This window comes from Roseibium sp., assembly GCF_025698965.1.
Lineage (GTDB): Bacteria > Pseudomonadota > Alphaproteobacteria > Rhizobiales > Stappiaceae > Roseibium.
Window position 1 is genome coordinate 1 of record NZ_JAILWL010000037.1, and the last position, 21,721, is coordinate 21,721.

Below are 21,721 nucleotides of genomic sequence, written 5' to 3' on the forward strand. Positions count from 1 at the left end.
TGCGGTGGCTTTGTCGACATCACGGCAAATGCGAAAAAGATCGTCTTTTCCGGCCTGTTCGAGGCCGGGGCGGATCTGGAACTGACCGATGAAGGTCTGACGGTCAAGTCTCCGGGAAAATTCACCAAGATGGTCGACGAGGTCGAACACGTCACCTTCTCCGGACGGCGTGCCCGGGACCTTGGACAGGATGTCACCTACATCACCGAACGCTGCGTTATTCAGCTGACCGACAGTGGTTTGATTGCTACGGAAATCATGCCCGGCATCGATCCCGGTCGCGACATCGTCGATGCCTCAATGGGGCGTATCCGTCTTGCCAACACCTTGAAGGAAATGCCGAAAGCACTGCTCCGCAACGCACCGATGGAGTTGAGCCTGTGAGCGCACTTCATCTCATTCGACACGGCGACATTGCCGAGCTGCGTCTCGACAATCCGGCGAAACTCAATGCCTTCACACTCGAGATGCTGAAGACAATCGAGCCCTGTTGCGAAGAGCTCGAAAGAGATGCGTCTATCCGCGCCGTTGTTGTTTCGGCTGAAGAGAGCCGGGCTTTTTGCGCAGGTGCCGACATTCTGGCGTGGTCCGAGCTGGACCCTTGGGACTTTGCGCGCCACTGGGTGCGCGATGGTCACCGTGCATTCGACCGCCTGGCGCGTCTGTCGAAGCCCACCGTCGCAGCCCTCAATGGACACGCATTCGGTGGTGGGCTGGAATTCGCGGCAACCGCTGATATCCGCGTGATGTCACCCGGCGCGACGCTTGCTTTGCCGGAAGCTGGTGTCGGTATCGTACCGGGCTGGTCCGGCACACAGCGCCTCGTCCGTTTACTCGGTGAAGCGGTGGTCAAGGAAATGGCGTTGTTCGGTCGACGCATTTCGGCGAACCGTGCCCATTCGGCAGGATTCGTTGCAGAGGTTTCCGATGATCCATTGGCGACCGCGTTCGAGATCGCTGAAAAACTTGGCACCAAGTCCAGGCAAGCCGTTGAAGTGGCCAAATACATGATCCACGCGGCCGCAGGTGAGGACCGCAATGCGATGATTGAGGCGCTCGGGGCCGGAATGATCAGTCCGACGGACGAGCGAAACGAAGGCGTCACGGCATTTCGCGAAAAGCGCAAACCGAATTTTTCTGGAAAAGACACATGATCGAATTGAACGTTGTTTCCGTGAGTGAAACACAGATCCCTGATGAGCCTTTCATCGCCCGCCACCTGATTGATGGTGTTTGGCGGGACAGCAGCGACGGAACAGTTTTCGAACGGGTTTCCCCGTCACATGGAACTGTCGTCACCCGCGCGAGCAAGGGAGGCGTACAAGACGTTGACGCCGCCGTGGCCGCAGCCAGACGAACCTTCGACAAAGGCGATTGGTCCACATCCAGCGGCAAGGATCGCGCGACGCTACTTTTAAGAATTGCCGATCTGATCGATCGGGAGCGTGAAAGGATCGCTTTTCTGGAAACGCTGGAATCAGGCAAGCCGATAAGTCAGGCAAGGGCCGAGATAGAAGGGGCTGCAGATATCTGGCGGTTCGCCGCCTCTGTTGCCCGCACAATGCACGGTGACAGCCACAATTCGCTCGGAAGCGACATGTTGGGGTTGGTTCTGAAAGAACCGATCGGAGTTGTATCGATCATCACGCCCTGGAATTTTCCGTTCCTGATCGTTTCGCAGAAATTGCCGTTTGCTCTTGCCGCCGGATGTACGGCAGTGATCAAGCCGTCGGAAATGACACCGGCAACAACCGTGATCCTGGGAGAGCTTTGCCTCGAAGCGGGAATACCTGCCGGTGTCGTCAACATCGTGCTTGGATTTGGAGATCCCGTGGGCACAGCCATGACAACGGACAAACGTGTGGACATGGTGACCTTCACGGGATCGACCGGAGTTGGCAAGGCCATCGTCAAGGCGGCTGCCGGTACGTTAAAGAAAGTCTCCCTGGAACTCGGCGGAAAGAATCCGCAGGTGATCTTTCCGGATGCGGATCTCGATAGCGCGATCGATGCGATCGTGTTCGGGGTCTATTTCAATGCCGGCGAATGCTGCAATTCAGGGTCGCGCATCATTGTGCATGAAGACATCGCAGAAGAGGTGCTCGCACGCACTGTCGCCCTGTCGCGAAAGGTGCCGTTCGGCGATCCGCTCGATCCGTCAACACAGGTGGGTGCAATCATCACACCGGAACACCAGGCCAAGATCGACACGTATGTGCGTGACGCCGCGAACGCCGGAGCCGAGATCCGGTTGGGCGGTGAAACTCTTTCGGTACCGGGCATGAGCGGCCAGTTCTACCAACCAACCGTTGTTGCCAAGGTGACGGGCGACATGCCGATTGCTCGCGAGGAAGTTTTTGGCCCGGTCCTCGCGGTTCTGACCTTCAGGACACTTGATGAAGCGATCGATCTGGTCAACGACGCTGACTACGGTCTCTCGGCAGGTGTCTGGAGCGAAAACGTGCACACCTGCCTGGAATTTGCCCGCAGGGCGAGAGCCGGAACCGTCTGGACCAACACCTGGATGGACGGCTACGCCGAATTGCCTTTCGGCGGTGTGAAGGAAAGCGGTCAGGGCCGGGAACTGGGCAAATACGGATTGGAAGAGTTTCTCGAGGTGAAAACCGTGACGATGCGCATCGGACGCACGCGCGCGCCTTGGGTTGACCCGCGCTCGGCCTGAGGCTGTGCGGCAAGGGATGTTGTTACGTAAGTTAGGGAGGAAATACATGCGTAATCTGACAAAAATGATGGTGTCGGCAGCGGCGCTGTTTGTCGCGAGCACGAGTGTTCAGGCTGAAGATGTTGAAGTTCTGCACTGGTGGACATCCGGCGGCGAGGCTGCCGCGTTGAATGTGCTGAAGGAGGATCTTGAGAGCCAGGGCATTGGCTGGCAGGACATGCCGGTTGCCGGTGGTGGCGGCTCGCAGGCGATGACCGTGCTGCGTGCCCGGGTAACGTCCGGCAACCCGCCGACTGCGGTCCAGATGCTGGGCTTCGACATTCTCGACTGGGCCAATGAAGGCGCGCTGGCGGATCTCAACATCCAGGCCGGCCTGGAAGGCTGGGACGATGTCGTGCCCGAGGCCCTGCAGAAATTCGCCAAGCATGACGGCAAGTGGGTGTCCGCACCGGTCAATGTCCACTCCACCAACTGGGTCTGGGCCAACAAGGCCATTCTCGACGAGCTCGGCATAGCGGTTCCCGCCAACTGGGACGAGTTTGTCGCCGCTCTCGACAAGGTCAAGGCGGCCGGCAAGACCCCGATCGCCCATGGCGGTCAGGCCTGGCAGGATGCCACCGTCTTTGACGCTGTCGCCATGGCCACCGGTGGTCCTGAGTTCTATCAGAAGGCCTTTATCGAGCTGGACGAGGACGCGCTGGGCTCCGACACGATGAAGGAAGCCTTCGACCGCATGGCCGTGATCCGCTCTCATGTGGATGACAACTTCTCCGGCCGCGACTGGAATCTGGCGACCGCCATGGTCATCAACGGCGATGCCGCCTTCCAGATGATGGGCGACTGGGCCAAGGGCGAGTTCCTGAATGCGGGCAAGGTCCCGGACCAGGACTTCCTGTGCTTCCGCTTCCCCGGCACCCAGGAGCAGGTGACCTTCAACGCCGACCAGTTCGCCATGTTCGCGCAAGGTCCGGAAGTGGGCAAGGAACAGGCGGCGCTCGCGACCGCGATCCTGTCGCCGAGCTTCCAGTCGGCCTTTAACGTGGTCAAGGGGTCGGTGCCGGCGCGCACCGATGTCTCCGACGAGGCGTTCGATGCCTGCGGCAAGAAGGGCATGGCGGATCTGAAGGCAGCCGCTGCCAGCGGCAACCTTTACGGCTCCATGGCTCATGGCCACGCCAACCCGGCGGCAATCAAGAACGCCATGTATGACGTCATCACCGCCCATTTCAACGGCGAATATGACAGCCAGACCGCAGTCGAGGAACTGGTGACCGCCGTTCAGATCAACAAGTAAGGGTCGACTGAAGAGCGCCGGCCCGCCGCCGCTCTTTATCCTGAGATCTGATCCGGGATCCCGATCTGGGATCCTGATCTGACCTTGCGTTGATACATCAAGAGTTGGAGCGTGATCCGGATGGCCTCATCCCTGGCCACGCTCCAAGTCGGGGAACTGGAAATGTCTTACCTTGATACGGCGCCCGCGCGCGGTTCCGTTGCCGACAGGCTGCGCGATGCCCTGCCCAAACTGGTCTTGAGCCCGACGGTCGCCATCGTCGCGGTGTTTGTCTACGGCTTCATTGCCTTCACGCTCTATCTGTCCTTTACCGACAGCCGCATCCTGCCCTCCTTCGGCTGGGTCGGCTGGCAGAACTACGAGAACCTGTTTCGCATCCGCGCCTGGGACACGGCCGTGTCGAACCTGGTGATCTTCGGCGTGCTCTATATCGCGGTCTGCTGCGCGCTCGGGCTGCTCCTGGCGATCCTGCTCGACCAGCGCATCCGCGCCGAGGGCTTCATCCGCACCGTCTATCTTTATCCCATGGCGCTCAGCTTCATCGTCACCGGGGTGGCCTGGAAGTGGTTCCTCGATCCGGGCATCGGCCTTCAGGCGGTGGTCCAGGGCTGGGGCTGGACCGGTTTCGAATTCAACTGGATCAAGGACCGCAACATGGCGATCTACACGATCGTCATCGCCGCGGTCTGGCAGACCTCGGGCTTTGTCATGGCCATGTTCCTGGCGGGCCTGCGCGGCATTGACAGCGAGATGCTCAAGGCTGCCCAGATCGACGGCGCCTCCACCTTCGCCCTTTACCGCAGGATCGTCATCCCGCAGCTGCGCCCGGCCTTCATGTCCGCCTTTGTCGTGCTCGCCCACATGGCGATCAAGTCCTACGACCTGGTCATCGCGCTGACCGGCGGCGGTCCGGGAACGGCAACCGAGCTGCCGGCCACCTTCATGTATTCCTATACCTTCACCCGCAACCAGATGGGCATCGGCGCGGCCTCCGCCGTCATCATGCTCATGACCATTGCCGCCATCATCGTGCCCTATCTGTGGTCCGAACTCAGGGAGAAAAAGGCATGAGCACCGCTCCCGACACTCCCGACACCCGGGCGATCGCCCCGGCCGCCCTGTCCGGGACCCACAAGACATCCGGACTTGGCCTGAGGCCCGCCCGCATCCTCCTCTATGTGCTGCTGGTCTTCTTCTGCCTCTATTATCTGCTGCCGCTCTACGTGATGGTGGTGAACTCCTTGAAGCCCCTTGGCGAGATCACCGCCGGCGGCATGATGGCCCTGCCCAAGGACTGGACGCTGGCCCCCTGGGGAAGCGCCTGGTCGAGCGCCCAGGTGGGCGTGGAGGCCACCGGCCTCAGGCCCTACTTCCTCAACTCCATCATCATGGTGGTGCCGGCGGTGGCCTGTTCCACCCTGGTCGGGGCGCTCAACGGCTATGTGCTGACCAAGTGGACCTTCAAGGGAGCGACAATTCTCTTCGGCCTGTTGCTGTTCGGCTGCTTCATTCCCTTCCAGATGGTGCTGATCCCGATGGCCCGCATGCTCGGCCTGATGGGCCTGGCCGGTTCCGTGCCCGGACTGATCTTCGTGCACTTCGTCTACGGCATCGGCTTTTCCACGCTCTATTTCCGCAACTACTATGCCGCCTTCCCGACCGAGCTGGTCAAGGCGGCCCAGATCGACGGCGCCGGCTTCTTCCGCATCTTCTGGCGTATCCTGCTGCCGTCCTCCGGTCCGATTGCCGTGGTCTGCGTCATCTGGCAGTTCACCAATATCTGGAACGACTTCCTGTTCGGCGCCTCCTTCTCCGACTTCGACAGCCAGCCGATGACCGTTGCTCTCAACAACCTGGTGCAGTCCTCTACCGGGGTGAAGGAATACAACGTCCATTTCGCCGGCGCGATCATGGCGGCGCTGCCCACTCTTCTCGTCTACATCGTTGCGGGCCGGTACTTCGTCCGCGGCCTGATGGCCGGCTCAGTAAAAGGATAACACCATGGGCTTTCTCGACATCAAGCAGGCAACCAAGTCCTATGGCCCGGTCCAGGTTCTTCACGAGACCAACATCTCGATCGAGGAAGGCGAGTTCCTGGTCCTGGTCGGCCCGTCCGGCTGCGGCAAGTCCACCCTGCTCAACATGATCGCCGGGCTGGAGGACATCACCACCGGCGAGATCGCCATCCGCGGCCGCAACATGAACGGCATCAAGCCGGCCGACCGCAACATCGCCATGGTGTTCCAGTCCTACGCGCTTTATCCGAACATGACGGTTGGCGGCAACATCTCCTTCGGCATGGAGATGCACGGCATCCCGAAGCCGGAGCGGGAAAAGCGCATTGCCCAGGTGGCCGACCTGCTGCAGATCAGTCATCTGCTCGACCGCAAGCCGGGACAGCTGTCCGGCGGCCAGCGCCAGCGGGTGGCCATGGGCCGGGCCCTGGTGCGCGAGCCGGACGTGTTCCTGTTCGACGAACCGCTGTCGAACCTGGATGCCAAGCTCAGGGTCGACATGCGCACGGAGATCAAGAAGCTGCACCAGAAGCTCGGCACCACCATCGTCTATGTCACCCATGACCAGATCGAGGCCCTGACGCTGTCCACCCGCATCGCGGTCATGTATGGCGGCTATGTCCAGCAACTGGGCACGCCGAAGGAGATCTACGACAACCCGGCCAACATGTTCGTCGCCGGCTTCATGGGCTCGCCGTCGATGAACCTGTTCCCGGCCAAAGTGGTCGAGGACGGCGGCAGGCCCGCCGCCGAGGTCAGCCTGGCCGACGGCAAACGCGCCGCCATCCCCTTTGCCAACGGCACACTCGCCTCCAGCATCGGCCGCGATATCATCCTGGGCATCCGACCCGAGGCGATCACCGACAAGGACGGCGCCGACCGCAACTCAAGCTCCGTCCATCTGGTCGAGGCTCCCGTCGAGGTCACCGAACCGGCCGGATCCGACACATTCGTCGTCAGCCAGATCAGCGGAAAAGACGTCACAGGACGCTTCAGGGCAGACGTCCCGGTCACTGCAGGCGAAACATTCAAATTCGCATTCAATATGGAAAAAGCCGTCGCTTTCGACCCTAAATCTGAAAACAGGATTGCGTGAGGGATGGGCACCGAACCGGATATCGTGATTATCGGCAGCGGCATGGGTGGTGCGTCCCTTGCGGCGGGCCTGGCCTCGTCCGGCGCGAAAATCACGATCCTGGAACGCGGTTACCAGATTCCCGATGATGCACCCGCGCGCGACCCCTGGCGAATTTATACAAACAGTGCCTTCCGCTCGCGCGAAACCTGGCTCGATGCAAATGGCCGGGAGTTCGAGCCCGGAAACTATTACAATGTCGGCGGAAACTCCAAGCTTTTTGGAGCGGTGCTCATCCGCTATCGGCAGGAAGATTTCGGTGACCTAGAACATCACGATGGCATCTCTCCGGCCTGGCCATTCGGCTATGAGGAATTGACCAGCTGGTACGACGCAGCCGAAAGCCTTTACCGCGTGAGAGGAGACGCCAAATCGGATCCTTCCGAACCACCGCACGCGGCAGCCTACCCGTTTCCTCCGGTCCCGGACGAAGACGCCATTCGGATCGCAAGGCACCGTCTGGAAGAGGCAGGTGTCAAACCTTTCAGCCTGCCGCTTGGTGTCGACATCGACCGATGGTTATCCGCCGGAAAAACCGGATGGGATGGCTATCCGGATCTCAGATGCGGCAAGATGGATGCCGAAACCTGCGGTCTTGCAACCGCGCTTGTGCATGACAATGTCGAACTGGTTACCGGTGCCACAGTGACCTGCCTGAATGCCGATCTGCAATCCGGGCGTATCGAAGAAGTAGTCTACGAGAAGAACGGCGCCGAAACCCGTCTGCGTCCCAAACTCGTCGCCGTTTGTGCCGGTGCCGTTCAGACCGCAGCGCTGCTTCTGAGATCAGGCATCGCCAACAGTTCCGGCTATGTCGGCCGTTGCTTCATGAACCACAATGCCACCGCGATGATCGCGATCGATCCTCGGTTCCGCAATAATGCGGTCTACCAGAAAACCTTTGGCATCAATGACTGGTATCTGTCCGATGGCAACGGCGGCAAACCTTTGGGAAACGTTCAGCTCCTCGGACGGGTGACACCGGATATTCTGAAAATTCAGGTGCCTCAATTGCCCATGTCTGCCGCCCGCTGGATCTCGGGCCACGCACTCGATCTCTATCTCATTTCCGAGGATCTGCCGGATCCGGAAAGCCGGGTCGTGCTCAAAGAAGGAAAGATCCAGTTGATCTGGCAGCGGACCAACATGGAAGCACATCGCCGGCTCGTGGCCAAAACAAAGAAGACACTGCGCAGGGCCGGGTTCCCGATTGTCCTGTCCCGCATGTTTGACGGCCGGGTGCCGTCTCATCAATGCGGCACGGTTCGCATGGGGACCGATCCGGCGACATCCGTGCTTGATCCCGACTGCCGGTCCTGGGACCACAAAAACCTGTTCGTCGCCGACGCCGCAGTCCTGCCGACATCGGCGGCTGTCAATCCCGCCCTCACAGTGGCCGCTCTTGCCTTGAGAGCGGCCCGGACCATCAGACAGGAACTCGCAGAATGAGCAAGATTGCGCTTGTGACCGGAGGCCAGAAAGGCATCGGCCTTGGCATTGCAGAAGCGTTGATCGGCGCTGGATATCAGGTCGCGCTGGCTGCGCGCTCCGGGCCGGACTCTTCGGAAGTCATCGGCGCTCTGGAACGTCTCGGCGACAAGGCCGCGTATTTCACTCATGACCTCCAGAACATCGATAATTGTGCTTCTCTTTTTGATCAGGTCGAAGATCGTTTCGGGCCAGTGACCACATTCGTCTCGAACGCAGGCGTTCCGGCGAACGTGCGCGGCGATATGCTCGATCTGAAGCCGGACAGTTTCGATTTCGTTATGGGCGTCAATTTGCGAGGGGCTTATTTCCTGGCGCAGGAAGCGGCCAGGCGCATGTTGAAAGAACCGGCGGACACCTATCGCTCTATCTCTTTCGTGACCTCCGTCAGCGCTGCAATGGTCTCGATCGAACGCGCCGAATACTGCATTTCCAAAGCGGGAGCGGCGATGATGGCGGAGCTGTTCGCCGTCCGCCTTGCGCCTCACGGCATCGGTGTTTTTGAATTGAGACCGGGCATCATCGAAACCGGAATGACCGCGGGAGTGAAAGACAAATACACCGCCCGCATAGAAGGTGGCCTTGTTCCCTCGGCCCGGTGGGGACAACCGTCCGATATCGGTTCCACTGTGATTCCCATCGCCGAAGGGCAGATGGCATTTGCCACCGGAAGCGTCATCAACATCGATGGCGGTCTTGCGATTCCCAGGCTTTAGAACCCGATAAGAGATGACCATGAAAAAAGGCTACGATTTCATCATCATCGGCGGCGGCAGTGCGGGCTCTGTCGTGGCCGCTCGGTTGAGCGAAATTTCTGATGCTGAAGTGCTGCTGTTGGAAGCCGGAGGCAGCGACCGGCATCCGTTTTACCATCTGCCGGCCGGCTTTGCGAAAATGACAAAGGGCATTGGTTCCTGGGGTTGGCATACCGTTCCGCAAAAACACATGAACGACCGCATTTTTCGCTATACCCAGGCGAAAGTCATTGGTGGCGGATCCTCGATCAACGCGCAGATTTACACGCGCGGCAATGCGCTGGATTATGACGAGTGGCGCCAGCGGGGCTGTGATGGCTGGGGGTATGAGGATATTCTGCCCTATTACAAAAAGGCGGAAGACAATGACACCTACGACAACAGGTATCACGGCAAGGGAGGACCTCTCGGTGTTTCTCAGCCCGCAGCTCCACTGCCTATCTGCGAGGCGTATTTTGAAGCGGCCAAGGCGCTCGGCATTCCACGCAACGAGGATGTGACCGGAGAAAAGCAGGAGGGTGTCGCTTATTATCAGCTGACACAGAAAAACGCGCGCAGATCCTCCGCGGCAATGGCCTACCTGGCACCAAATCGCAATCGTCCCAATCTGCATGTGCACAGGGGTGTTCAGGTCCAACGGATCAGTGTTGAAAACGGCATCGCCAGGGGCGTCGAACTTGCTGATGGCACGAAGCTGACCGCCGCACGCGAAGTGATCCTGTCCTCCGGTTCAATCGGGTCTCCAAGACTGTTGCAGCTCTCAGGCATCGGTCCGGCAGATCATCTGCAAAGCCTCGGGATCGATGTGGTTCTGGATCAACCGGAAGTCGGATCGAACCTTCAGGACCACCTGGATCTTTATTGTATCTGCGAAGTCAGCGGTCCCTATACATACGACCGCTACGCGAAGGTTCACTGGTCCGCACTGGCTGGTCTTCAATATCTTTTCACAAGAAAGGGACCGGTTGCCTCCAGTCTCTTTGAAACAGGCGGATTCTGGTATGCTGATCCTGAAGCGAGATCACCCGACCTGCAGTTTCATCTCGGTCTCGGAACGGGAATTGAATCCGGCGTCGCAGCCATGCCGGATGGCGGCGTTACGCTGAATTCCTGTTACCTGCGCCCGCGCTCACGCGGAACCGTGCGCCTGCAGAGCGCCAACCTGGACGATGCTCCCTTGATTGATCCGAATTATCTTGCAGATCCACGTGACCGTGACATGTCGATCCGCGGGTTGAAGCTGACACAGGAGATCCTCTCCCAGGGACCGCTGAAGCGTTTCATCAAGGCCGAACGCCTTCCTGGCCCCGATGTCAAAACGGATGAGGATTATTTCCGCTTCATCTGCGAACATTCCAAAACCTCGCACCACCCGGCAGGGACCTGCCGCATGGGATCGGACGACCAGGCGGTTGTCGATCCGAGACTCCGCTTCAACGGGCTGGAACGTTTGCGAGTGGTCGACGCGTCGATCATGCCGTCCGTCGTTTCCTCCAACACCAACGCAGCGGCCATCATGATCGGCGAGAAGGCCGCCGACATGATCCGCCAGGACCACGGGACGTCTTCATGATCCGACATATCGTACTCATCAAATTCCAACCCGGCGTTTCAGAAGAAATCATCGCCGGCCTTTTCGCCGAACTGCGCGTCATTGAAAAGCAGGTGCCAGGCATCCGGGACATCACCTCCGGCCGAAGTGAAAGCCCGGAAAAGATCGAACGCGGCTACATGCATGGCTTTGTCGTCGACTTCGAGGACTGGGACGCTCTGGAAGCCTATCAAACCCACCCCGATCACAAGGCGCTTGGGGCCAAGCTTGTCGCAAACGCGGTTGGCGGTCTGGACGGCATTCTCGTTCTGGACATTCCCGTCGCGCCTTGAGCGGCGGTTCGACCGAATTATTTGGAGATCTTGATGCTCACCCTGCCGACTTACGAAAACCGACTGGAAGACTATCATCTGACCGGTAAGGCACTCATTCCTCGCGCGCCTCGAGTTCCCCTGACGCGAACCGCCTTTGCCGCCGCGCATGTCGTGTCAGATCCGCTGACGGAACGCGATCCGTGGGTAGGTCCGCCGGCTGTCGATTGGGACAACACGCTTCGCTTTCGGAACTGGCTCTGGGACCAGGGACTTGGTTTGGCCGAAGTGATGGATACGGCACAGCGCGGCATGGGGGTGGATTGGCCAACGGCCAAGGAACTGGTTGAGCGGACCATGCGAGACGCCAAGGCACACCCCATGAAGCCGCGGGTTGCCTGCGGTGCGGGTACGGATCAGGTTGCACTTTCAGATCTGAAGACGACGGACGACATCCTTGCTGCCTACAGCGAACAGATGGAAGCCATCGAAGCAGCCGGTGGCCAGGTGATCATCATGGCCTCCCGTGCCTTTCCGGCCATCAGTGCGGGCCCGGAGGATTATGCCGGCGTCTATGGAAAACTGATCGAGCAGGCTGCCGCCCCGGTCATCCTGCACTGGTTGGGAGACATGTTCGATCCGGCACTGCGGGGCTACTGGGGTTCCAGTGATGTGACTGAAGCTTCGGATGCTGTTCTTGAAATCATCAAGGCTCACAAAAGCAAGGTCGATGGCATCAAGATCTCGCTTCTTGATCAGGCGCATGAGGAAGCGTTCCGCGCACGTTTACCGGATGGCGTCCATCTTTATACCGGTGACGATTTTAATTATGCGGATCTGATCGAAGGTGACGGCAAACACTTTTCCCACGCCTTGCTTGGAGCTTTCGCGGCGATAGCACCGGTGGCCAGTCAGGCGCTTGAGGCACTGGCGGAGGATGATCGGAAAACATATCACGCGCTGTTTGCGCCGACGGTCCCGCTCAGTCGGGAGATCTTCAAGGCGCCGACCAGGTTCTACAAGGCCGGAATCGCCTTTCTGGCCTGGCTGAACGATGCCCAGAGCCACTTCGTCATGCCTGCCGGATTCCAGTCGTCACGGGAAATTACCCACTATGCAGAGGTCTTCAGGCTTGCAGACAAGGCGCGATTGTTGTCAAAGCCGGATGTCGCCGTTGAACGGATGGCGCTGTTGTTGAAACTGCACGGTATCGGATAGCTATGAAGAAGCGGCCAACAATTCTGGATGTGGCAAGACAGGCGGGTGTTTCCAAGTCGACTGTTTCGCTGGTTCTGCAGAATTCAACGTTGGTCAAGGAAACAACCCGCAAGGATGTTGCAACAGCCATTGAAGAGCTGGGTTATGTCTATAACCGGTCGGCCGCTGGTTTGCGCGGAGCAACCTCCGGGTTGATCGGACTCATAATCAACGATCTGCGCAACCCCTTCTTTACCGAGTTTGCCGCAAGCGCGCAGATGATGTTTGCAAGCAAAGGCTATTCGACGGTCATTGCCAACACGGACGAGGACCCGGAGATCCAGACCCAGGTGATCGATTCCATGATCGAGCATGGCGTGTCAGCTTTTGTGATTTCACCGACCTATACCGGAGACAAGAGCGCAATTGATCGCATTGAACGCGCTGGGATTCCAACCATGCAGGTGCTTCGACAACTGGACGAAAGAACCGATCTTTTTCCCTTTGCGTCGCATAATTATGCCTCCGGCGGTGAACTGGCCACGAACCATCTGATAGACCTTGGCTGCAGCAATATTGCCTTTGTCGGCGGTCTGGAAGACAGACCGATCACTTTGGAAAGAATGTCCGGTTACAGCAAGGTCATGGCGTCAAACGCCTTGGCACCCAGGGCCTTTCATGGACGTCCCTCGCGCGCCTATGGCCGCGAGGTGGCGCTACGAATCCATGAAGACCACAGGGACCTGCAGGCAGCGGTCTGTTTCAGCGATCTGGTCGCGTTAGGTATGCTCAGCGGATTTGCGGAAGCCGGTGTGCAGGTCGGCAAGGATTTCAGGATCGTCGGCTTTGATGACATTGAGGAGAGTTCGCTCGTATATCCCCGGCTCAGTTCCGTGCGCTGCGACACCGGTCTGTTCGGAAAACGCGCTGCGGAGGTAATGTTGGCCTGGATCGTGGACGGAAAACGTCCGCCCGACCGAAAACGCTACGACGTTGAATTGATCAAACGGCAGTCAAGTCTGGGGCTGGATTGATGCCGGAAATCGCAAAGCCTTCCGAAAAAGAAGATCTGGAGACGCTTGTTTCCGGTGCAGGTGCGTTGATTTTCGACTGCGACGGGACACTGGTGGACACGCCGGAACTCTATGCGATGGCCTGGCAACACGCTTTCAGGAGCGCGGGATATGTCATGACCAGGGACTGGTATCTGAAACGTGCCGGCCTGTCCGAACAGGTCCTCCTGGATGCCTTCGAGACTGAGCATGACGTCAGGCTTGACCGCAATCGGGCGGTGTCTGATATGCGGTCTTCCCTCCACCGTAATATCGGCAAGGTTCCGGAAATCACGTCCGTTTGCGATATTGCCCGTCGGCAACGGGGGCAAAAGCCTATGGCGGTGGCTTCCGGAGGGCCCCGGTCGGCCGTGGTCGCCTCTTTGCAGGCAACCAGGCTCTTGCCGGTTTTTGACACCGTCATCACGATTGAAGATGTTGCTCTGCCCAAACCAGCCCCGGATCTTTTTCTGGAAGCCGCCAGAAAGTTGGGTGTGGAACCGTCGGCTTGTCTTGTTTTTGAGGACAGTCCGCAAGGGATTGAGGCAGCAGGAAATGCGGGTATGCAAGTGATCGATGTGCACGGGATCATTGCGGCATGACCAGACCGATGGTGATGAGTTGTCCGGCGAAACAGGCCCTTTGACGATCTAATCCTCCACGAACCAATTCCTTGCGTTCTCATAGCAGATACGCTTGATCATGCCGTCGGTCAGCGCGGGTACATTCGGAACACTGCCGTTCTCGATCCACTGGCCAACCATGCGGCAGACAAGACGTCGGTAGTACTCGTGCCTCGGGAAGGAAAGGAACGATCTGGAATCCGTCAACATGCCGACAAATCGGGACAAAAGCCCCATTTGCGCCACCTGAACCAAGTGCCGTTCCATGCCGTCCAGCTGATCATTGAACCACCAGGCCGGGCCGGATTGAATTTTGCCCGGCTCCGATCCGTTCTGAAAGTTTCCGGCAATCGTCACGAGCAACTCATTCAGGGAGGGGTTCAGGCAATAAAGGATCGTGCGCGGCAGGCCCTTGCGCTGATCGATCTGGTCGAGCAACGCGTTCAGCGCCGTACCAATTTGTCCGTCGGAAATGCAATCGCCGCCGGTGTCCGGCCCGAGCCTTTCAAAAAGACGAGTGCTCTGATTTCGCTTGGCGCCGATATGCAATTGCATGACGATGCCGCGTTCTGCATAGGCCTGGCCGAGTTCGATCAAGAGTGCCGCCTTGAAGTCCGTCTCGTCCTGGGGCGACATCGGCCAACCGTTTTGTCCGCTTCTCAGGATGATGTCGAGTTCGCTGGAACTCCGCTTTGAAAATGGTGGCAAATCGTCCAGACCGTGGTCACTTGCCTTGCACCCCAGGGAGACAAAAAAATCGAGTCGGGTGAGAAGCGCATCCACCAGGTCGTCAAAGCGCTCGATTTTTTTCCCGGAGACATCTGCCAGCGTCCGGCAATAGCTGGCAAAGCCCTTTGTCGAGGGTTTGAAGGCCTTGTCGGGTCTAAAGCTTGGCGCGATGACAAAGCCGAGATCAGGGTCGTTCTGGGCTTGTTGGTGAAATTTCAGATCGTCGCACGGATCATCCGTTGTGCCGACATAGCTGACATCCATCCGGGCGAGCAGACCACGAGCATTGTGACTTGGCTGCGCCAGTTGCGCGTTCGCCACCTCCCACACCTCGCCGGCGGTTTCCGGCCCGAAAACCCCTTCCCAGCCGAAGTAACGACGCAGTTCCAGATGTGTCCAGTGATAAAGTGGATTGCCCAGACAATGTGGGATCGTTTCTGCAAAGGCGTTGAATTTCTCCCGGTAACTGGCAGGTCCGGTCACGAGGCTCTCTTCGACACCGTTCCACCGCATGGCCCGCCACTTGTAATGGTCGCCTTCCAGCCAGATCTCGCCGATGGAGTTCCAGGTCCGGTTGTCAGCGATGGCTGCCGGATCCAGATGATTGTGGAAGTCCACGATCGGGAGCAAGGCTGCGACCTCGTGGTAAAGGCGGCGGCTCGACGGTGTGTCGAGCAGGAAATCCGGGCCAAGAAAAGGGGCAGTCATTATGGATCCTGACAGGTTGAACTGGGTCTGATCTAGAGTGTTGCGGACAGGGTCTTCAATACACCGTCTTTCCGAAGACGTTCAAACGCGCCTTGAACCGCATCTGCAAAGGCCGGAGATCCCGGAAAGTCTCTTCCGAATACCGGGGAGAGGGACAGCATTTTTCTCACATAATCGGGGCCATCGCTGTCCGCTGCAAAATCAGCATACTGACCTGCAAGCGGGTCGTTGACGGGCAATGGGTCTCCGGCTTCCGAGACACCGCGGCAGTAAAGCATCCAGCCGGCGACCGCGAGTGCGGACAGTGGCCAGGGATGTCCGGTTTCCAGGTGTCGGCGTATGGAATCCAATAGCCTTTGCGGCAGTTTCTGACTGCCGTCAGACGCTATTTGTGTGGTTTTGTGATGCAGCGCCGTATTTGAAAACCGGTTGATCAGACTGTCTGCATAGCGGGAAACTTCAACACCTTCAGGTACTTCAAGCGTCGGAACCTGTTCGTCCAGCATCAGTTTTCTTGCCGCAGTCAAGAAGACGGGATCGGCCATGCAATCCGCAATCGTTTCTTTGCCGGCCAGAGCTCCAAGATAAGCAAGAAAGGAATGCGTTCCGTTCAATAGGCGCAGTTTCATTTCTTCAAATGGAGCGACATCGGTGACAAATTCCGCACCGGCCAGGTCCCAGGCAGGTCGTTCACTCGCAAAACTGTCCTCGATCACCCATTGGCGGAAAGGTTCGCACAGGATCCCGTTGGGATCCGGTCGTCCGAGCGCGTTTTCGAGCCTGTCGAAGGATGCCTCGGTCATGGCCGGGGTGATGCGGTCCACCATGGAACAGGGAAACCGGCAATTCGTTTCTATCCAGCTGTGCAAGGCGGGATCGATTTTCCTTGAGAATTCCAGGATGGCACGTCGGCACAGATGGCCATTGGACGGAAGGTTGTCGCAGGAAAGAACAGTAACACCGCCCAGTCCAGCCTCTTGCCTTAATCGTAATCCTTCAACAATGACTCCAATTGACGTTGTTGGACGAGAGGAAGACCTCAGATCCCGGTCGATACCGGGATGTTCCAGATCCAGATGGTCGCCGGAAAGGCAATAGCCCTTCTCCGTAATGGTCAGGGTAATGACTGCAAGTTCTGGGCTCGATATCTGGGAAAGAAGTGCGCTCACACCGTCTCGCATCGGATGAAGCGTTTTGACGACGGCACCTACTTCGCGCAGAAGGAGGTCCGTATCCGACATTTCACCGACCGAATAGATGCAGTCGGCATGGTCCAGTTCCGTGAGTTCATCAGCACCGGAATTCAACCGGGCGACCACGACACCCCAGTTGCCTTCTACATGGCGCAACATTTCATCGTGAAACACCAGTGTATGTGCTTTGGCAAACGCACCGAAGCCGATGTGAAGCAATCTGGGCCGCAGATCTGCTCGGTCATAGGTGATGTGCTGGATTTGATTGGACTTGTCGGTCATGATTTCTTTGCCAGACTGAATGCTATTTTGGATCCGTTGAAAGCGGGCATTCCGTTGACGACCAGAGGGTCGGAACCGGCCAGCCAGAGCTCAACCGCATCGAAGTTCGGTTGCCATGTGCCCGATCGCAGCCATCTCAGGTGACTTTCGCGCCCTTTGCGCGAAAGTTCGAACGCAGTCAGTGTGTGATTGCCGTCAAGGGCGCTGATCGTAGCACCATCATCGTCATATGCCAGAGAATGGCGCTGAGGCCCCGCGTCCGGTTGCGGATAGATCCGCCATGTTCGGTGCGTATCCGATCCTGCATCGGCGCGTGGATTTGCTTCAGCAAATGGCAGTACGGTGCCCCCGCGCACAAAGAGTGGGATGGTCTCAAGGGACACCGGGACTTCAATGATCTCGCCGCCGGGATACCAGTTGCCGCCGCCAAATGCCCACCAGCCCTCTTTGTTGGCAGGCAGCGTCACCTTGCGGTGTTTTGCAGCTTTTTCCACGACTGTCGCAACCAGAAGATCTCTGCCGAGAAGGAAATCGAATTCGGTGTTCCGGCAATTGGCATCATCCGGATGATCGAGAAAAAGCGGCCTGAGGATAGGTTCACCGGCGGTCACGGCCTGGTAGAGAAGTGTGTAAAGATAGGGGATCAGCTGCGCACGCAGCTTAAGGGCGTCTCGAACAAGTGGCGTGATCTCCGGATACATCCAGGCTTCATTGGCGGTGCCGTCGTCGTTCCAGGAATGAATTGTGAGCCTCGGGTGGAATATTCCGTTTTGTACCCAGCGTAGAAACAATTCCGGCTCTGGCCGGGGGCCTGCGAACCCGCCGACATCGTGGCCGATATTGTAAAAGCCCGACAGACTGAGCCCGAGCCCCATGGGAATGTTCCAGCGCAGCGAGTCCCAACTGGTGAAGTTGTCTCCTGTCCAGGTCTGTGCGTAGCGTTGTGTTCCCGGGGCAGCGCAACGGGAAATCAGATAGGGACGTTTTTCAGGCTGGTTGTGTTGCTGGGCGTCGTGAGACGCCCGGGTCATCAACTGACTGTGCAAGGGGCGGATCAAATTCACCGGGATGGGTTTGCCGAACCCGCTGCAAACCGCTTCATCATCCCAGACTTCATACTCGTTGTTGTCGTTCCACGTGTAGGGAATGCCTTTGGCAAACAGCTTTTCACTCAAGTTCTTTTGCCACCAGGAGATTGTGTCCAGATTGGTGAAATCCAGGTGGGATCCGTTCCCGTCCCAGAATGGCGAATGTTCCGGATCGCCTGTTTCGCTGTCCCGGATGAACAGACCATCGTCTCTCACGTCACCGTAAAGAGGATGGTCCTCCAACAGCACCGGTTTGACATTGGCAATCAAATGCACTCCGGCGTCCGAATAAGATCCGCTCATTGCCTCGACATTGGGAAATCGGTCTGTATTCCAGTGAAAGACATAGCGTTTGCCCTCAATGGCGGTATAGCCCGAAGACATCTGGAAACTGTCGCAAGGGATGTCTTCCTCATCAAGTTTTTCAAGAAAAGCCTGCATGCGTTCCTGGGCGTTCTCCGCATCGGCATAAGCCATGGAAGATCCCGAGTAACCAAGGCCCCAACGAGGCATGAACGCCGTTCCACCGGTCATCCAATGGTGGCGCTTGACCACGTCCAGGACAGTGGGAGCCCAGCTGAAATAGAAATCCAGCTCTCCATCTGTGGCACGAAATGCGCGGAACGGCGGATGGTAATTGTCTTTCTCGTTGCCGAGATCGAACCAGCACGGTGCCAGGGTGTCGTAGTAGAGACCATATGCGCCGAGCGCACCTCGATCGGTGATCGTGAAGGCTATGTGCTTGTAAAGCGGGTCAGTCGTGCGGGCATCATAGCCCATGGCATCCAGATTGCGCATTTCATAGCGCCTGCCAGATCGCTCCAAGGCTCCGCTTTTCTCGCCAAGACCATAATAGCGCTCATCCTGAAAGCGACGCATAAAATGCTGCTTGCGGTGGTCCTTCCTACCGATCATGTATGCGTTTTGCGGTCGGTCTGTGGCGATTTCCTGCCAATCGTCGACCTTCGACACCCGGCACTCCCAGGTCAGGGTCAGTGGCTTGTCGATAGTCAGCCGCAGATTGTCGGTTTCAAGAACCACATCTTGTTCCGACCGGACGAGGGAAAACCGGGGGCTGGAAAAGCCGGTCACATCATCCCGGTGACGCCCTTCCCATGGGACGTCCTCAGACGGTGCGATTGCCCAGGTGCGATCCAGTCGATACTCGCTGTCTTTCAAAAGGCAGACCCGGATCAACGCTGGCTCCAGAACCGAGACCTGCAAGCGATGATCCTGTTCGACCTCAAGAACAAACCCGTTGTCCGTTCGTTCAACGAATTTCCAGCTTTTCAGCGCTTTCATGAAAAAGTCCTAGTAGCCGAGCAAAAGACGGGGAAGAAACAGGCTGAGCGATGGCACATAGGTGACGACCAGCAGCAGGCCGACCAGAACCCCATAAAAGCCGAGCATCGGCTTGATCACCTGACCAATTTTAACCCCTCCGACGGAACAGCCGACGAAAAGGGCCGAGCCCACCGGCGGCGTGCAGATGCCGATGCACAGATTGAATGTCATGACCACGCCGAAATGCACCGGATCCATGCCGAGGTCCGACACGACAGGCAGGAAGATCGGCGTGAAGATCAAAAGCGCAGGCGTCATGTCCATGAAAGTGCCGACGACAAGCAGCGCAAGATTGATGATCAGGAGCAGCACGAGTGGATTTTCGGAGAGGCTCAGCAATGCATCGGAAATGGAATAGGGAATGTCGGCAAAGGCCATGGCCTTGGACATTGCAATCGAGCAACCGATCATCAGAAGAACGATGGACGTTGTCACCGCGCTTTCCAGGATGATACCAGGCAGTTGGCGCCATGAGATTTCACGATACCAGATGACCGCGAGGAACAGCGTGTAGACTACCGCAACAGCCGATGCTTCCGTGGCTGTGAAGATGCCGCCGATGATCCCGCCCATGACGATGACGATCAGACCGAGGGGCAGCATGGCGTCGGCGGCTTTTGCGACCACTTCCTTGCCGCTTGGCCGCGGAGCAACCGGATAACCACGGCGCTTGGCGATGATCCCTGCGACCAGCATCAGGCTGAGTCCCATCAAGATTCCAGGGATGTAACCGGCGACGAACAGGGCCGCGACCGATGTGCCGTTGGTGATCAGGGAATAGACGATGAAGGTGGAGCTTGGTGGAATGAGAAGACCGGTCGGGCAAGACGCGATGTTGACCGCTGCGCTGTAGGCTGGGTCATAGCCTTCCTTTTTCTGGAGGGGTGCCATAACGCCGCCGACAGCCGCAGCAGAAGCAACGGCAGATCCGGAAATCGAGCCGAACATCATGTTGGCGATAACGTTGCAATGGGCAAGCGCACCCGGCAGGCGGCCGCCCAGAACCTTGGCAAATTCAATCAGGCGGATCGCGATACCGCCGCGATTCATGATATTGCCGGCCAGAATGAAGAACGGGATTGCGAGCAATGTGAAACTGTCGAGGCCGGAGGCAATCTGCTGCGCGACGATGTAAACCGACTGATCGAAAGACATGAACAAAAGGAATGTGGCAAATGCCGCCAGACCGATCGAAAAGGCGATCGGCACTCCCAGGATCATGAGAAGCGCGAAGGTCCCGAACAGGACCAGGACCGATTGAATATCCATGAATTACCCCTACCCCTAGTCCAACGGTCCGCCGGCGGTCGGCGCGCCTTCCTGATCGTTCGGTCCGCGTCCATCCCGGAAGAGGTCGGCGAGAAAGGTCAGGCAATAGTAGAAAATGCAAAATCCGGAAAACGGGATCGCGACATAGACAAGACCCATCGGAATTCGAAGTGCGGGTGAAACCTGCCCGGTCTCCAGGGTGCGAGTGACCAGGTCCAGGCCGCCATAGATCATCACCAGTGCCGCAAAGACGGCGATAGCCGCAACAATCCCGGCATTGATGAGAAGGCGCAGGCCGCCCCTGGTGATCATGGGCAACAGGTCGATGGCCAGATGGCGCCGCTGTCCCAGTGTGTAAGCCCCGCCAAGAAGCGCCACCCAGATGAACAGAAAGCGTGCCATTTCGTCGGTGACAGTGCTCGGGCTTTCAAGCACGTAACGCGAGAACACCTGCCAGATGACGCAGGCGACCAGAATGGCGAATGCGATGGTGATGACGAGACGAAGGACAATGTCGACGCCTCTGGTGATGATAGCCACGTTTTTCCTCCCAAGCCGAACCCGGAGCCCATTGAAGCAGGTGCGTCGGCGGAATTCGACGGCGTAAGGAATGCGCCATGAAATAAAATTGGTCAACCAATTTCGTAAAAAAGGTTGACTGATTTTGAAAATTGGACGAACAATTCGCCATCCGCAGCAGCATTGGCTGCGAGAACCGAGGCCGGGATCGGCTCAATATGCGAGCAGGGATCAGGCGGCCGAGGCTGCATTTGGGAGGAATTCATGTCGAAATTTGTAAAGCTGGCGGCCGTTCTGGCTGCAGGCGTCGTCGCGCTGGGCTCTGCCGCCAATGCCAAGACCTTGCGTCTCAATCACAACAACCCGGAAGATCATCCGCTGCACAAGTCCATGGAATTCATGGCCGAACGCTTGGAAGAGGCGACTGGTGGCGATCTGAAAATCCGGATCTACGCCAATGCCCAGCTCGGCACGCAACGTGAAT

At 58.1% G+C, this 21,721-nt stretch carries 18 protein-coding genes and 2 pseudogenes; 15 read left to right on the forward strand and 5 right to left on the reverse strand.

Annotated features, from left to right (window positions below; translation table 11 throughout):
* The 14 genes and pseudogenes from K5905_RS04905 to K5905_RS04970 form a co-directional block, all read left to right on the forward strand.
* Nucleotides 1-384 (forward strand): annotated as a pseudogene (locus tag K5905_RS04905) (acyl CoA:acetate/3-ketoacid CoA transferase); the annotation flags it as partial.
* Nucleotides 381-1,154 (forward strand): enoyl-CoA hydratase/isomerase family protein, encoded by a 774-nt coding sequence (locus tag K5905_RS04910; RefSeq protein WP_297580861.1) that lies wholly within the window; start codon nt 381-383, stop codon nt 1,152-1,154. The pseudogene K5905_RS04905 and the gene K5905_RS04910, both read left to right, overlap by 4 nt.
* The gene (locus tag K5905_RS04915) at nt 1,151-2,683 is read left to right on the forward strand and encodes an aldehyde dehydrogenase family protein (protein ID WP_297580863.1); all 1,533 of its coding nucleotides are present in this window, start codon (nt 1,151-1,153) and stop codon (nt 2,681-2,683) included. Before K5905_RS04910 ends, K5905_RS04915 begins: the two co-directional genes overlap by 4 nt.
* Before the next feature lie 64 nt (nt 2,684-2,747).
* Nucleotides 2,748-3,977, forward strand: a complete 1,230-nt coding sequence (locus K5905_RS04920; RefSeq protein WP_297580894.1) for an ABC transporter substrate-binding protein — start codon at nt 2,748-2,750, stop codon at nt 3,975-3,977.
* A gap of 162 nt (nt 3,978-4,139) precedes the next feature.
* A complete protein-coding gene (locus tag K5905_RS04925; RefSeq protein WP_297580865.1) occupies nt 4,140-5,048 on the forward strand; it encodes a carbohydrate ABC transporter permease in 909 nt (302 codons plus the stop codon).
* A complete protein-coding gene (locus tag K5905_RS04930) occupies nt 5,045-5,974 on the forward strand; it encodes a carbohydrate ABC transporter permease (protein ID WP_297580867.1) in 930 nt (309 codons plus the stop codon). The genes K5905_RS04925 and K5905_RS04930 overlap by 4 nt, the downstream gene beginning before the upstream one ends.
* A gap of 4 nt (nt 5,975-5,978) precedes the next feature.
* Nucleotides 5,979-7,088 (forward strand): ABC transporter ATP-binding protein, encoded by a 1,110-nt coding sequence (locus K5905_RS04935; protein ID WP_297580869.1) that lies wholly within the window; start codon nt 5,979-5,981, stop codon nt 7,086-7,088.
* A 3-nt stretch (nt 7,089-7,091) separates the two neighbouring features.
* Complete coding sequence (locus K5905_RS04940) at nt 7,092-8,576, forward strand: GMC family oxidoreductase (protein WP_297580871.1); 1,485 nt, start codon at nt 7,092-7,094, stop codon at nt 8,574-8,576.
* Nucleotides 8,573-9,331: a 3-ketoacyl-ACP reductase gene (locus tag K5905_RS04945; RefSeq protein WP_297580873.1), complete on the forward strand. Its 759-nt coding sequence runs from the start codon at nt 8,573-8,575 to the stop codon at nt 9,329-9,331. Before K5905_RS04940 ends, K5905_RS04945 begins: the two co-directional genes overlap by 4 nt.
* A 19-nt stretch (nt 9,332-9,350) precedes the next feature.
* Entirely contained in the window at nt 9,351-10,943 is a 1,593-nt protein-coding gene (locus K5905_RS04950; protein ID WP_297580874.1) for a GMC family oxidoreductase, read from the forward strand.
* Complete coding sequence (locus K5905_RS04955) at nt 10,940-11,254, forward strand: Dabb family protein (protein WP_297580877.1); 315 nt, start codon at nt 10,940-10,942, stop codon at nt 11,252-11,254. Before K5905_RS04950 ends, K5905_RS04955 begins: the two co-directional genes overlap by 4 nt.
* A gap of 33 nt (nt 11,255-11,287) precedes the next feature.
* Nucleotides 11,288-12,451 (forward strand): dihydrodipicolinate synthase family protein, encoded by a 1,164-nt coding sequence (locus tag K5905_RS04960; RefSeq protein WP_297580880.1) that lies wholly within the window; start codon nt 11,288-11,290, stop codon nt 12,449-12,451.
* Nucleotides 12,452-12,453: 2 nt separating this feature from the next.
* Nucleotides 12,454-13,464, forward strand: a complete 1,011-nt coding sequence (locus tag K5905_RS04965) for a LacI family DNA-binding transcriptional regulator (RefSeq protein ID WP_297580883.1) — start codon at nt 12,454-12,456, stop codon at nt 13,462-13,464.
* Nucleotides 13,464-14,084, forward strand: a complete 621-nt coding sequence (locus K5905_RS04970) for an HAD family phosphatase (protein ID WP_297580886.1) — start codon at nt 13,464-13,466, stop codon at nt 14,082-14,084. Before K5905_RS04965 ends, K5905_RS04970 begins: the two co-directional genes overlap by 1 nt.
* Nucleotides 14,085-14,132: 48 nt before the next feature.
* On the opposite strand, the gene uxaC is transcribed toward K5905_RS04970, so the two are convergent.
* From uxaC to K5905_RS04995, 5 genes are read right to left on the reverse strand one after another with little or no spacing between them, the layout of a single operon-like run.
* The gene (gene uxaC, locus K5905_RS04975; RefSeq protein WP_297580887.1) at nt 14,133-15,542 is read right to left on the reverse strand and encodes a glucuronate isomerase; all 1,410 of its coding nucleotides are present in this window, start codon (nt 15,540-15,542) and stop codon (nt 14,133-14,135) included.
* A 32-nt stretch (nt 15,543-15,574) separates the two neighbouring features.
* Nucleotides 15,575-17,017, reverse strand: a complete 1,443-nt coding sequence (locus tag K5905_RS04980) for a mannitol dehydrogenase family protein (RefSeq protein ID WP_297580888.1) — start codon at nt 17,015-17,017, stop codon at nt 15,575-15,577.
* A complete protein-coding gene (locus K5905_RS04985) occupies nt 17,014-19,407 on the reverse strand; it encodes a TIM-barrel domain-containing protein (protein ID WP_297580889.1) in 2,394 nt (797 codons plus the stop codon). The genes K5905_RS04980 and K5905_RS04985 overlap by 4 nt, the downstream gene beginning before the upstream one ends.
* Before the next feature lie 9 nt (nt 19,408-19,416).
* Entirely contained in the window at nt 19,417-20,718 is a 1,302-nt protein-coding gene (locus K5905_RS04990; RefSeq protein ID WP_297580890.1) for a TRAP transporter large permease, read from the reverse strand.
* Between the two features lie 15 nt (nt 20,719-20,733).
* Complete coding sequence (locus tag K5905_RS04995; RefSeq protein ID WP_297580892.1) at nt 20,734-21,258, reverse strand: TRAP transporter small permease; 525 nt, start codon at nt 21,256-21,258, stop codon at nt 20,734-20,736.
* Between the two features lie 243 nt (nt 21,259-21,501).
* Between K5905_RS04995 and K5905_RS05000 the strand changes: the two are divergent.
* Nucleotides 21,502-21,721 (forward strand): annotated as a pseudogene (locus tag K5905_RS05000) (TRAP transporter substrate-binding protein); the annotation flags it as partial.